Source organism: Arthrobacter sp. BI5, assembly GCF_056680065.1.
The window spans coordinates 1,729,794-1,742,413 of sequence record NZ_CM155264.1 but is presented as its reverse complement, the minus strand read 5'-3'; the positions used below and the strand labels follow the sequence as shown (position 1 = coordinate 1,742,413).

At 69.1% G+C, this 12,620-nt stretch carries 13 protein-coding genes; 4 read left to right on the top strand and 9 right to left on the bottom strand.

What is annotated here, in order from left to right; genetic code table 11:
- Window positions 1-134 precede the first annotated feature (134 nt).
- Together AC1MED_RS07865 and AC1MED_RS07860 are read left to right on the top strand one after the other, a co-directional pair.
- Window positions 135-806 carry a potassium channel family protein gene (locus AC1MED_RS07865; RefSeq protein WP_346959003.1) on the top strand — a complete coding sequence of 224 codons (672 nt, stop codon included), beginning with the start codon at window positions 135-137 and terminating at the stop codon, window positions 804-806.
- Complete coding sequence (locus AC1MED_RS07860; RefSeq protein WP_346959004.1) at window positions 807-1,574, top strand: potassium channel family protein; 768 nt, start codon at window positions 807-809, stop codon at window positions 1,572-1,574.
- 156 nt (window positions 1,575-1,730) lie between these two features.
- Here the strand turns inward: AC1MED_RS07860 and AC1MED_RS07855 are convergent, their stop codons facing one another.
- The 5 genes from AC1MED_RS07855 to dut all read right to left on the bottom strand — a co-directional run bounded on the left by AC1MED_RS07855 (window position 1,731) and on the right by dut (window position 5,029).
- Window positions 1,731-2,339 (bottom strand): DUF1349 domain-containing protein, encoded by a 609-nt coding sequence (locus AC1MED_RS07855; protein ID WP_479786293.1) that lies wholly within the window; start codon window positions 2,337-2,339, stop codon window positions 1,731-1,733.
- A gap of 266 nt (window positions 2,340-2,605) precedes the next feature.
- The gene (locus AC1MED_RS07850) at window positions 2,606-3,310 is read right to left on the bottom strand and encodes a DUF3159 domain-containing protein (RefSeq protein WP_479786292.1); all 705 of its coding nucleotides are present in this window, start codon (window positions 3,308-3,310) and stop codon (window positions 2,606-2,608) included.
- Window positions 3,307-3,714, bottom strand: coding sequence for a hypothetical protein (locus tag AC1MED_RS07845; protein ID WP_479786291.1), 408 nt, complete (start codon window positions 3,712-3,714; stop codon window positions 3,307-3,309). The genes AC1MED_RS07850 and AC1MED_RS07845 overlap by 4 nt, the downstream gene beginning before the upstream one ends.
- Window positions 3,707-4,420, bottom strand: a complete 714-nt coding sequence (locus tag AC1MED_RS07840) for a DUF3710 domain-containing protein (protein WP_479786290.1) — start codon at window positions 4,418-4,420, stop codon at window positions 3,707-3,709. Before AC1MED_RS07840 ends, AC1MED_RS07845 begins: the two co-directional genes overlap by 8 nt.
- Window positions 4,421-4,498: 78 nt before the next feature.
- Entirely contained in the window at window positions 4,499-5,029 is a 531-nt protein-coding gene (dut, locus tag AC1MED_RS07835; RefSeq protein WP_479786289.1) for a dUTP diphosphatase, read from the bottom strand.
- A gap of 144 nt (window positions 5,030-5,173) precedes the next feature.
- Between dut and AC1MED_RS07830 the strand changes: the two genes are divergently transcribed.
- Entirely contained in the window at window positions 5,174-5,659 is a 486-nt protein-coding gene (locus tag AC1MED_RS07830; protein ID WP_346959009.1) for a DUF3093 domain-containing protein, read from the top strand.
- A gap of 74 nt (window positions 5,660-5,733) precedes the next feature.
- Here the strand turns inward: AC1MED_RS07830 and AC1MED_RS07825 are convergent, their stop codons facing one another.
- Window positions 5,734-6,033 (bottom strand): DUF4193 domain-containing protein, encoded by a 300-nt coding sequence (locus tag AC1MED_RS07825; protein WP_138769577.1) that lies wholly within the window; start codon window positions 6,031-6,033, stop codon window positions 5,734-5,736.
- Between the two features lie 324 nt (window positions 6,034-6,357).
- Here AC1MED_RS07825 and sepH point away from each other — a divergent pair, with 324 nt between their 5' ends.
- The gene (gene sepH, locus AC1MED_RS07820) at window positions 6,358-7,764 is read left to right on the top strand and encodes a septation protein SepH (protein WP_479786288.1); all 1,407 of its coding nucleotides are present in this window, start codon (window positions 6,358-6,360) and stop codon (window positions 7,762-7,764) included.
- A 27-nt stretch (window positions 7,765-7,791) separates the two neighbouring features.
- On the opposite strand, the gene AC1MED_RS07815 is transcribed toward sepH, so the two are convergent.
- From AC1MED_RS07815 to AC1MED_RS07805, 3 genes are read right to left on the bottom strand one after another with little or no spacing between them, the layout of a single operon-like run.
- Complete coding sequence (locus AC1MED_RS07815) at window positions 7,792-9,084, bottom strand: alkaline phosphatase family protein (RefSeq protein ID WP_479786287.1); 1,293 nt, start codon at window positions 9,082-9,084, stop codon at window positions 7,792-7,794.
- 1 nt (window position 9,085) lies between these two features.
- Window positions 9,086-9,829, bottom strand: a complete 744-nt coding sequence (locus tag AC1MED_RS07810) for a DUF5998 family protein (protein WP_479786286.1) — start codon at window positions 9,827-9,829, stop codon at window positions 9,086-9,088.
- A gap of 45 nt (window positions 9,830-9,874) precedes the next feature.
- Complete coding sequence (locus AC1MED_RS07805) at window positions 9,875-12,583, bottom strand: bifunctional acetate--CoA ligase family protein/GNAT family N-acetyltransferase (protein WP_479786285.1); 2,709 nt, start codon at window positions 12,581-12,583, stop codon at window positions 9,875-9,877.
- Between the last annotated feature and the right edge of the window lie 37 nt (window positions 12,584-12,620).

The window sequence follows — 12,620 nt, the reverse complement described above, 5'->3', positions numbered from 1 at the left end:
GGACGCGATGTCATGACGGCGGAACCTGCCTGACGGCCGCCGGCTTGCCGCACCGCCGCCGGACCGGCTCCGGGGTCCGGGTGGCCGGTAGAGTTTTACGCAGCATCAGACACAGAAAGCTTGAGGAGGCACGGGTGGCGCACTTCGTGATCATGGGTTGTGGCCGTGTTGGGGCAACCCTGGCGCACACACTGGAGGACGCCGGCCATTCGGTCGCGATCATCGACCAGGACGACCGTGCTTTCCGGCGGCTACGGACCGGTTTCACCGGCCGTAAGGTCACCGGCGTCGGCTTCGACCGGGAGACGCTCAAGCAGGCCGGAGTCGAGGAGGCCTACGCCTTCGCCGCCGTGTCCAGCGGCGACAACTCCAACATCCTGGCCACCCGGGTGGCCCGTGAGACCTTCCACGTGCCGCATGTCGTGGCGCGGATCTATGATCCGGGCCGCGCCGAGATCTACCAGCGCCTGGGCATCCCCACGGTCGCGGCGGTGCGCTGGAGCGCGGACCAGGTGCTGCGCAGGATCCTTCCCGAGCAGCACCTCGCCGGCGACTTCCGTGATCCTTCCGGCCGGCTGGTGCTGGCCGAGGTGGACGTGGAATCCGGCTGGATCGGGCACCCGGTCACCGCGCTCGAGAAGGCCGCCGACATCCGCGTCGCCTACCTCACCCGTTTCGGCGAGGGCATCCTCCCCGGGCCCGGAACCCTGTACCAGGACGGCGATACCGTCCACGCCATGCTCAGCGTGGACCGCACCACCGAGGTCGCCCACATTCTCGCCAAGTCCCCCGCCAAGGAGTCCTAAGTGAAAGTAGTTATCGTCGGGGCGGGCAGCGTCGGTTCCTCTATTGCCCGTGAGCTGCTGGCCCACAAACACGAAATCCTGCTGATCGACCTCAAGCCCGAGGTGATCGGCCGCAGCGGGCTGCGCGGCGCGCACTGGCTGGTCGGCGACGCCTGCGAACTCAGCACGCTCAAGGACGCCCGGCTGGAGGACGCCGACGTCGTGGTGTCCGCCACCGGCGACGACAAGGTGAACCTGGTGGTCTCGCTGCTGGCCAAGACCGAGTTCGGCGTCGGACGGACCGTGGGCCGGGTCAACAACCCGAAGAACGACTGGATGTTCGACGATTCCTGGGGCGTCGACGTCGCGGTGAACACCCCGCAGCTGATGACCGCCCTGGTGGAGGAAGCCGTGGAGATCGGCGACCTGGTCCGGTTGCTGACCTTGCAGACCGGGGTGTCCTCGCTGGTGGAGTTCACCGTGCCGCATGATTCGCACGTGATCGGCCTGACCGTGGGTGATATCGAGTGGCCGGAGGACGCGACGCTGGTGGCGATCCTGCGGGACCAGGCGCCCATCACGCCCAGCCGGGACGACGTGATCGACGGTGGCGACGAGCTGTTCTTCGTCACCACGATCGCGGCGGAGGACGGGCTGCGGGCACTGCTGTCGGCGCCGGAGTCCGCCGACGACGCAGCCGGCCAGGCTTCCGGGAGCGGCCAGCGGGCCGGCACGGACCAGCACGGCCGCGAGACCCAGCCCGCCGGCGACGACGGTTTCGACGGCTGACCCGGGCGCTCAAAACGACACGCGACACGTTCCGGAAGGAAGCAGCCTGGCAACGCGACGAGTCAATGGGCTGATTTACGTTCCTTGTCCCGGGTGCGGGCGCAGGCTCGGATCCTTCACCGCTCCCAGTACGACTCACGGATGAGTGCTGCGGCTTTAGTCGTGTTCAGGGTGCAGGGTTGCATCTGCATCGGTCTCAACCCATCGGGTGAAGGTGGTCGTGAGGTTAGCCCGAGTGGGCGAGGCACAAAATGGGCCGACCTCGGCACTTACTGTTTCATCCAGAGGAGCAACGCGGACGAGCCGGAAAGGCTCATCCCCGGCGCGGGCCCTGATGGTGACGGCGTTACCGGCCCTGCTCAGCCGCACTGTGATTTCCCGATTGATCCACTCAGGGACAGGTGCCACCGACCAGTCGGAGACCCCATGTGTTACGACGGCCCCAACCTGTGGGACTCCGTCGGACACCTCCACACCGGCCTTGATCCAAGAAAGTTCCGAAACGTGAAGATAGATCCCCGCCTGGTCGAACTGCTCGGTGTAATTCAGAAGGAATGAAACCTCCACCGCCCCCTCAGCGGGCAGCGGTGCCAACAGGGCATGCGCGCTGTCATGGACGAAGCCGTACGAGGTGTGCCTCCAGGCGTCACTGTTCTCGGCTGCGGTTACCCGCAGAGTCCGACCATCCGCGACGACACGCACGGGCGGGTTGCGCCACCTTCCCCGGTCCCAGGAATCGTGTGCTTCCTTTATCACTTGTGTCACGTCAGATCCCTTAAGTCGATCGTTCAGTCGGTAAGTCCTATTCAAGCAGTGGCACATCCAACACAACGGCGATTGCCCGTTGACCGATCGGCTAACGGGAACCTCTTGGCCGGGTGTCTGCGGAGTATTATTCCTCTGATTTCGCCCGCCCCTAGGCTGGGCTCATGGCTATTGTTCATAGAGCTACTCTGAGTCCATCGAAAATGGAGCTCCTCGAACAGTGGCTCCACCTGCTTGACAAACATAGAAGCGTCAAGAACTGCGAGTTAGTTGGGTCCGGCCGACCCGTCAACGGGGGCCGGGGCCGGGCGGGTGAGAAGCCACGCCACCCACATGCCCAGGATGTACAGCGGCGCGCCCATGATGAGCCGGGTGGTTGCGAGGCCCGCGAGGCCCTGCTCCCCCATCAGGTACAGCGGGACCTGGACCAGCAGGCGCAGAACGAGGACCGCGATGATCACCCAGGTGCCGATCCGGTACGCCTTTACCCGGGACGGGTGCTTGCGCCAGTCCAGGCCTTCGTTCCGGATAAAACCGAACAACAGCCCGGCGAAAGGCCAGCGCACGGCGATCGAAAGGGACATCGCGAGGATGTACCCGAGGTTGGTGAAGAATCCCAGGACGTAGAAGTCCTCCGCCTTGCCGGTGGAGTTCGCCAGCCAGGCTGACAGCCCGACGCCGACTATACCGGCCAGCGCCTGCGTCAGCGGCTTGCGCTGGACCAGCCGCGCGACGGTGAACACCGCGGCCACGGCCAGCGCGCCGATCAGGGCCAGCGGGAGTTCCCGGGTCACCGTGAACGCGATCAGAAAGACCAGTCCGGGCAGGACACTTTCGGCGATGCCCTGGACACCGCCGGCGCTCTTGAGTACGTCGATATTGCCGTTGCTGGAGCGGTGCAGGCCCGCTTTGGCCGCGTAGCCTTCGGCGAGCTGGGCCACGGTGGGCTGCGGGTCTTCGGGCGTGCTCATTGCTCCTCCTTGCGGGAGAGTATTTCGTAGCGCGGATTAAACATGGTGGGCAGCCCGTCCCGGACCGTGACCATGCCCTCGAGCCGGAGCTCCAGGCCGGCCTGGACGCCGGGGATGCGGCGCCGTCCCAGCCAGACCACCCGGAGACGGTCAGCGGCCACGGCGGGCCGCTTGCGGCCGACGCCCTGCTGGGCGGGCCGGGCGGCCTGGACGGACGACGCCGGCGGCCGCGCCTTGGCCGCCGGGGCGTCGTGGTCGGTGACGATCGCGGTGAAGGCGGCCACCTCGCTGGCCGGTGCGTACGTCACGGATTCAATGAAGCCGCGGCACAGCACCCGTCCGCGCTCAGGCAGCCCCCGCACGGGGACGGCGTCGGCGGGTTTCCTGCCGGGGGCATCAACCAATCTGGGTAATCTCCGGTCCGCGCTCGGGCTGTTCAAACTCCGGGGCGCCGTGCGGCGCCGAAACGCCGGAGTCACGGGGAAGGCGGAGCTGGAGCAGGTCGCGCGGCGGCATGGGGTTCTCGCCCCGCACCACAACGATCTGGCGGAACAGCTCTTCGAGTCCGGCGGCGGCGGCGCGGTCAAGTGCCGCTTCGCCGCCGAGCACACCGCGGAGGAACCAGCGGGGACCGTCGACGCCGATGAAGCGGGCCACCCGGTAGCCGTCACTGCCGTCACCGGCGGGGAGCTTGGCGACGAGCTCGATGCCGAAGTGGCCCTCGATCTCTTCGACCTGGCCACCCTGGCTGCCGACGGACTGGCCGATCTGCTCACGGATTTCGTCCCAGAGGCCCTCGGAGCGGGGCGCCGCGAACGCCTGCAGCTGAAGGCTTGAGCTGTCCAGGTCCATGGTGACGGCCACCACGCGCTGGGTGGCTTCCTCGACCTCCAGCCGGAGCTGCAGCCCTTCGCGCGGGGCAATCAGCAGGGCGCCAAGGTCCACGTAGCCGTCCTGGTTTTCAATTTCCGAGACGTCGTAGGGACCGGCGCTGCGCGCGCCGTCGCTGGCCTCGGCCGGCGCGACGGTTCCCGCAACTGCGTCCTCCGGGGTCTCGCCGGCGTCCGTCGTCTGCTCCTGCTTGGCTTTTCTGCCACGCCCAAAAACCATGGGGTTTGTCTCCTTAGTTGTGATCCTGCGCGAGGGCCCGACGGCCGCACAGGGAAGAGCTGCGTCTATCGGGCCGGTTTAGGCCCCTGGGGCGCCAAAGCCGCCGGTGGAGCCGAAACCGCCGGCGCCGCGGACTGAATCGCTGAGCTCCTGGACGGGCACGAACTCCGCGTACTCCACTCGCTGGATGACCATTTGTGCAATTCTATCGCCGCGGCGCAATTCAATCGCCTCGTCGCGGTCGGTATTGAGTAGCGTCACGGCAATCTCCCCGCGGTACCCCGCGTCCACCGTGCCGGGCGCGTTGACCACGGTCAGTCCGTGCTTGGTGGCGAGGCCGGAGCGCGGGTGGATGAGGGCGACAAAGCCGTTGGGCAGGGCGATGGACACACCGGTCGGCACCAGCCGCCGCTCCCCCGGCCCGAGCACCACGTCCTCGCGGGCGCGCAGGTCCGCGCCGGCGTCGCCCGGGTGGGCATACGACGGCGGTTGCAGACCGTCGTCGAGCATTTTCAGCTGCACGGTCAGGGTGGGGGCTCCGTACGCGGAAGGGCCGCCGGCTGCGGGCTCTGCCGGCGGGGTGTTCACGGCAGTGGTTTCTTCAGTCACAGTTCCCCACTGTAACGCCCGCGGGGAGGATAGGCCTACCGTGGGCTGCTCCCCCGGGGCTCCCCGGCGGGCCGGGCGACGGCGGGCCCGGCTACGCGGGACGGCCAAGGTGAAATGGCCCGGGAAAAGTGGAAAGCTGGGCTCATGCCCGAATCCAGTGCAGCCGTGCCTGCCTCCAACAGCACCCCCGACGACGCCACCGTCCTGTTCAGCGAAAAACTGTGGCCGAATTTCTGGATCTGGCTGGTGGCTGCCGGGCTGGCCGGGGCCGGGATCCTGGTGTTCGCACCGATCAGCATCGCCGCGGGGATCACCGCGGCCGTGGTGCTCTTCGCGATTCTGGCGGTGTTGCTGGTGCTGTCCACGCCGTCCATCTCGGTCACGGCCGCCACCTTGCGCGTAGGGCGGGCGACGATTGAGCGCCGCTTCGTCGGCACCGTCCAGGCTTTCCGCGGCGCCGAGGCGACGGCGGAGCGCGGCACCCGGCTCAACGGGCTCGCCTTTATGTGCATCCGCGGCTGGATCGACCCGGTGGTCCGGATAGAGATCACCGACCCCTCGGACCGCACGCCCTACTGGCTGGCGTCCACACGGCACCCGGATGAGCTCGTCGCCGCCCTGTCCCGCTGAGTGCTGAGCCGCCGCATGCCGCCAGTCCCTGCCGGGCCCGGAGCCCCCGCGGTGCTCTTTGCCCCCGCAGTCCTTTAGCCCTCGCAGTCCTTGCAGTACTTCAGGCCGTCCTTTTCGCGGGCGATCTGCGAACGGTGGCGGACCAGGAAGCAGGAGGCACAGGTGAATTCGTCTGCCTGGGCGGGCAGCACCCGCACCAGCAGCTCCTCGCCGGACAGGTCGGCGCCCGGGAGTTCGTAGCCTTCAGCAAGGTCGGTCTCGTCTTCATCAACCACCGCGGAGGGCTTGTCCGTACGCCGCGACTTCAGCTCCTCGATGGAATCCTCGTTGAGGTCTTCCTCGGTCTTGCGCGGCGCATCGTAGTCTGTCGCCATTAGTAGTTGCTCACACTCCGCAGTCGTTTGGTTGGATCGCCGCGTCCGCACCGGCGGGGCTGGTAGCCCCGGTACGGCCCGGGTTTGGTTCACCGATGTCAACGCCGGACAAACGCTTTTTGTGCCCGATGTCGGGTCATTTTTGCGCACATCCCCTGCCAAACACCAGAGGCCAGTGGTCCGGCCGCAGCTCCGCCGGACCGGGACGGGCCAAATGGGCCGGAAAGTCGCGGAAAATCACGGCGCGCCCTCCCTCCTACCCCGAATTGCGGCCAAACGGTGGCAGAGTTTCGAATGTTAGTAATGCCAGGGTGGAGGATTTGTATGCAGGATCTACGGCTTGTAGGCGTCCACGACGACGGGGAGCATCTCCTGTTGAGTGGCACCGGCGGCGAGATGTTCCAGCTGCCGATCGATGAGGCACTTCGGGCGGCAGCCAGCCGGACGCCCGCGAGGGCCGCTTCCGGCGTGGGCGCCGAGCCCATTGCCATGTCCCCCCGCGATATCCAGGCCAGGATCCGCAGCGGTGCCACCGCGGCGGAGGTGGCGGAGCTCTCCGGCATTCCGCTGGCCAAGGTGCAGCGCTACGAAGGCCCAGTGCTGGCCGAGCGCGAGTACGTGGCCCAGCAGGCCCGCAAGGTCGAGGTGGCTACCCCGTCCGCGGGACATGACAGCTACCGCTCCTTCTTCGGCGACCAGCCTGCAAGCTTGGATGACATGGTCATGCACCGGCTTCGGGCGCACGGGATCGAGCCTTCCTCGGTGGAATGGGACTCCTGGCGCCGGCCGGATGGAAGCTGGAATGTGGTGGCGCGGTTCGAAACGCAGCCCGGCGCCCATGCAGCCATCGGTGAAGAGCCGCCGGCCATGTGGACGTTCAGCCCGGCGCGCAAGTCGCTGCAAAACGCCAACCGCTGGGCGCAACAGCTCAGCGAACTGGAACCGATGGACGGCCCGGTCCCGGCCCGCCGCCTCTCCGCCGTTTCGGACCGGCCCTTTGATTTTGAAACCGACGCGGAAGCAGCCGCGCGCGGCGCGACCGCGCAACTCAGCGTCGTCCAGCAAAACAGCACCCAGCAGGAAAAGGATGCCGACGGACTGCTGGACATGCTCCGCACCCGCCGCGGCCAGCGCCTCGGCCTGGATGAGGACGCCGACGACGCCCTGGCGCTGCTGCTGACCAACGGAGTGCCCGCAGCCCACCCGCGCCCTTCCGAAGTCCCGTCGCTTGAAGACGCAGAAGACGACGCGGCGGAAGTTGAGGCGCCCGCGGAGGACGCCGAGGCCGTGGAAGAGACCCCGCCCGCGGCGTCAGCCGAACCGCATTCGGTTCCCAACCCCGACGTCCTCTCCCGCCGCAGGGATGCACGGCCGTCCATGCTGTCCCGCCTGAGCCTGGCGCCGCGGCACCAGGACAGCACCGACGACGACGCGCTGAAGCTCCACGACGGGGTCAGCACCGAAACCCGGGAAATCACCATTGCCGCCTCACAATTGCGGCCGGTGCGGTCCGGACCCTCGTCGAGCCCCGGACTGGATGAGCTCGTAGGCGGCGGGCCGTCGCGGCGCGCGCAGCACGACTCCCCTGCGGTTCCCCGCCCGGATGCATCCCGCACCGACACACCACGCGCCGAGCGGGAGCCCGAGACCCCGGAACGCCAGCCTTCCAAGCCCAAGCGCTCCAGTGTGCCCAGCTGGGATGAAATCGTCTTCGGGACCCGCAGCGACTAGGGCTGCGGCCAGCCGGAGCGTTCCGGCTTAGCGGCGCGAAGCCTTCCCTGGGGCTTTTGCGCCGGCGGCCCTGGCGCCTGCTTTTCCTTCGGCCGCGAAGCACAACAGCGGCACCTCACGCTCCGCCTTGGTCAGCGAGCCGTGCTGCCCCACCACCTCGAGCGCCCGGGCCTGGACGCGGCGGGTGTCGTAGAAGGCCAGCGCGTCGCGCGCGGCGATCATCACGTCGCCGATCCGCGGTCCGACCCCGGCCCGGACCTCGCCGAACAGCCCGGCAGCCACGGCCTCTTCCCGGGTGAAGGCCCAGATCCGGTCACCGAACCGCGACCGCCATGCGTCCAGCAGCCGCCGCCGGCCGGCGTCGTCCGCTTCGTCGTCGAGGTAGAGGTGCACCATGCGGGGCTCCCCCGCCGTGTGCCGGACTCCGGCGATCAGCTCCGCCTCGGCGGAATAGTCGATCCGCTGCGATGCCGGCACGTCCAACATGCCGTGGTCTCCGGTGACCAGCACGGTGGTGCCGGCCGGAAGGGTGGCATTGAGTCGGCGCACGGTGGCGTCGAGCTCTTCGAGCTGGTGCTCCCATTGCGGCGACTGGCAACCGTACCGGTGCCCGGCCTTGTCCAGTTCGTGGACGTAGAAGTACATCAGCGAACTGTCCGCGCCGGCCATGGCCTCAGCGGCCGCCGCCGTCCGGGCGTGCGAGGTGGTCCCGGCCAGGAACCGGCCGCCCCGCAGCGCGGCCCGGGTCATGGCCGAATCACTGAACCGCGGCAGCGCGACCGTAGTCACGTCCACGTGCCCGGCGGCCCGCTCGAAGACGGTGGGCAGGGGCTGCCACTGCAGCGGGTCCACGCCGTCGTCCCAATTGCCCAGCATGTTGACCACCCGGTCCTGGTCCGGGTCCAGGACGTCGTAGCCGACCATCCCGTGCTGCCCGGCGGGCTGCCCGGTCCCGAAGCTGGCGAGCGACGCGGCGGTGGTGGAGGGGAAGGCCGCATCGAGCCACACCGGCACGGCGCCCTGGCCGGCCTGCAGCACCGAGCGCAGGAACGGCGTGTGCGCGGTCTTCTGCTTGAGCAGCTGGCGGCCCAGGCCGTCGGCCAGCACGACGCAGACGTGCTTCGCGGCGGGAAGGTTCAACCGGTTGCCGAATCCGGGGACACCGAGGCTGGCCGCGGCACTGCTGAGCACCTCGGCAATGGAACGTTCCCCGTAGGCCGGGGGCGAGGGCAGCCCGGCGGGCCCGCCGGCCGGCGCTGACCCCGGGGCGTCCGGCTGCGGGGAGGCTACCGGGGACGCGGCGGCTCGGTCCGGCCCCATCTCAGCGCTGGTGGCCGCGGCTGAGGCGGTTGCCGAAGACGCCGCTGCGGGAGCGCTGCGGAAGGGCGGAAAGCCCGTGCGGGGCGGCCGCGGTCGACCCGGTGTTCACGGCCCGGAGCGCCCGGGCGAAGAGCTTGGCGTCCTGGACGGCCTGCAGGCCGTCCGCTTCGGCGCTGATCCGCAGAACGATGTCCTCCTGCGCGATCGTGCCGCTGTAGCCGTGGTCCGCCTCGCACTGCGGGTCGCCGCAGCTGGCGGGGCCCATGTCGAGGCGCTGCCCGCCGGACCAGGCGATCGAGAGGGTCAGCTCACGCACCGGGTCCGAGGGCTTGTAGTCCTGCGGCTGGGCGTAGACGTAGCTGAGCACCACGGAGCGGATCTGCGTCACGGGGACGGATTCGGTGGAGACCTGGGCGACGATCTGCTCGCCGGCTTCGTCGAGCTGCTGGTCGTCGACGTGGGTGATGACCAGCATGTCCTCGGTCAGCACCAGCACGGTGATGTGCCGGCGCACCTCGGCCCGGTCGAAGTGGGTCTCCAGGTGGACCAGATGGGCCACGCAGTCGCGGCCGTCCAACGCGTCGGCGACGACGTCGGCCACCAGACGGGGGTAGAAGCCTGCCTGCTGGAGGGCGCCTTCCAGGCTCTGGCCCTGCGCGCTGTGGTCGTGCAGGCCGTGGTGCGGCGAGCCGTGGCGGCCGGGGACGGACACCTGGGGCTTGGATGCTGGAGGCTGGGAACTCATGGCTTCCATTTTCACAGATCGGCTGGGGACATGCTAACTGCGGCGCTAGCTGCGCATCGCGCGGCGAGCCGTGTCCGTGCGCTGGGCAGCGTTGGCAATCCGGACGTCGGCGGCCAGGATGACCGCGCCGTCGGGACCGGCCAGGACCGGGTTGAACTCGACCAGCACGATCTCCGGGTGGTTGTCCTTGAGCCGGGTCAGCCGGGCCGCGACGTCCTCGAGCGCGGCGGCATCGACGGCGGGCAGGCCCTGGTAGCCGAAGAGTTTGCGGGAGGCACGGGGCGCGCGGATGAAGTCGTGGACGTCGGAGCCGTAGAGCGGCGGGACCCGGTGCGCCCAGTCGTCCAGCAGGTTGACGGCGTCGCCGGCCAGCCCGAACGACACCACCGGGCCCAGCAGCGGGTCCTCGATAGCGCGGAAGGTGCAGGCCTGACCCACCGGGGCCATGGACTGGACCTCCAGCGACGGCGAGCCGTAGCGCTGCAGCGACTTGCGCATCTGGGCGATGTTGCGGCGCAGCGAGTCGGCGTCCTGGATGTCCAGGCGCACCCCGCCGAGGTCCAGCCGGTGCCGCAGCGCCGGGTCCGTGGTCTTGAGCGCCACCGGCCAGCCGAGCCGGTCCGCTGCCGCGACGGCGTCGTCCTCGCCTTCGAAGCCTTCGGAGGGCAGCACGCGGATGCCGTAGCGGCCCAGCAGCTTCGCGGCGGAGGCCGGGTCCAGCCGGACCAGCTGTTCGCCGCCCACGGGCCGGAGCAGCTCTTCCAGGTCTTCGTGGGCGGCCTCCGGGTCGCAGCCCTCGGGCTCCACAAAGAGCCCCTGGTCGCGGACCACCCACTGGGCGTAGCGGACTACGGCCGCGAGGGCGGCCACGGCGGCCCCCGGGTTGGAGTAGCAGGGCACGCCGGGAGCGGCCTCAGGCGCAGCGTCGTCGGCGGCTGCCCCGACCATGCCCTCCACGTAGATTGACGGGTCAAGGAGGCCGGTGAACGCCGCGACCACCGGTTTCCCGGCCGCCGCCGAACACTCGGCCAGCACCGCGCCGATCTTCTCGACCGTGAGTCCGCGGGCCGGCAGCAGGGCCACCACCACGGCGTGCACCGAGTCGAGGGTCAGCGTCTCCTGCAGGCTGCGCCGCAGCGCGGGCAGCGCCCGGGACATGCCGGTGTCCAGGTCGACGTCGGCGACGATGCGTTCCACGCCGAGTCCGGCTGCGGCGGCGCTGTCCGCCACCACCTTGCCGAGCGCACGGGAGTTGCTGAAAACGGCCACACCGGGGCCCTGGGGCAGCGGCTGGCTGGAGACGATCTGTGCCACGTCCATGAGCTGTTCGATCGTTTCCACCCGGATCACCCCGGCCTGGCGCATCATGGCGTCCAGGGCTTCGGGCGGCGCCTGTGTGGTGCGCACGGCGTGGCCGGGCGGCAGGTTCAGGCCCATGGCGTCCGACTTGGCCACGATTACCGGTTTGGTCCGCGCCAGCCGCCGCGCCAGGCGGGAGAACTTGCGCGGGTTGCCGATGGATTCGAGGTACAGCCCGACGGCGTTGGTGTCGGCGTCGTCCTCCCAGAACTGCATCATGTCGTTGCCGGACACGTCGGCGCGGTTGCCGGCGGAGAGGAAGGTGGAGAGGCCCACCCGGCGGCGGCTGGAGGCGGCGTAGAGCGAGACGCCGATCGCCGCGGACTGGCTGAACAGGCCGAGGCCGCCGCGGCGCGCCAGCGACGGCGCCATCGAGGCGTTGAGGGACACGGCGGGGTTGGTGTTGACGATGCCCAGCGAGGCCGGGCCGATCACGCGCATGCCGTTGGCGCGGGCCTGGCGGACCAGGTCACGCTGCCGGGCGAGCCCGCGTTCGCCGTCGTCCGCGAAGCCGGCAGTGGCCACCACAATTCCCTTGACCCCGGCGTCCCCGCACTCCTGCACCACCTTGGGCACCTCGTCATACGGGACCGCGATGATGGCGAGCTTGACCGGGCCGGGGACCTCGGAGAGCTTGGCGAAGGACAGCATGCCGGCGAGCTCCAGGGCCTCCGGGTTGATGGCGTAGACCGGGCCGGTGAAGCCGCCCTCGATGATGTGTTCCAGCAGCTGGTACCCGACGGTGCCCCATTTGCGGCTGGCGCCGATCACCGCCACGGAGGACGGGGCGAGCAGTTCCTGGATGCTGCGGGCCTCGGCGCGGTGTTCGCGGGACTCCATCACGGCACGGGACTTGTCCGTGGGGTCGATGTTGAACTCAAGGCTGACGACGCCGTCGTCAAAGTGCCGCTTGACGTCGTAGCCGGCATCGGAGAAGACCATCAGCATCTTGCGGTTCTCCGGCAGCACCTCGGCGCTGAACTTGCGGATGCCGTTTTCGCGGGCCGCCGCGGCGAGGTGTTCGAGCAGGATCGAGCCGATGCCGCGCCCCTGGTGCGCGTCGGCGATGTTGAAGGCGACCTCCGCCTCTTCCGGGTCGTCGAGCCGGTCATACCGGCCGATGCCCATGATTTCGCCGCCGATGGTGATCACCAGGGCCACCCGGTCCTTGTAGTCGACCTCTGTGAAGCGCTTGAGTTCCTTGGCGGAGAGCTTGGACTTGAACGCGAAGAAGCGCATGTAGATGGACTTCTGCGACTGGCCCACGTGGAAGGCCTGTACCGCGTCGGAGTCGGCGGGGTGGATGGGGCGCAGGTGGGCTGTCCCGCCGTCGCGCAGCACGACATCGGCTTCCCAATGTTCCGGATATACGCCGTCCGCGGGCTGATCCACCATAGGCTTAGCCTAGCCATAAACTTGAGCTGCCCGCCGT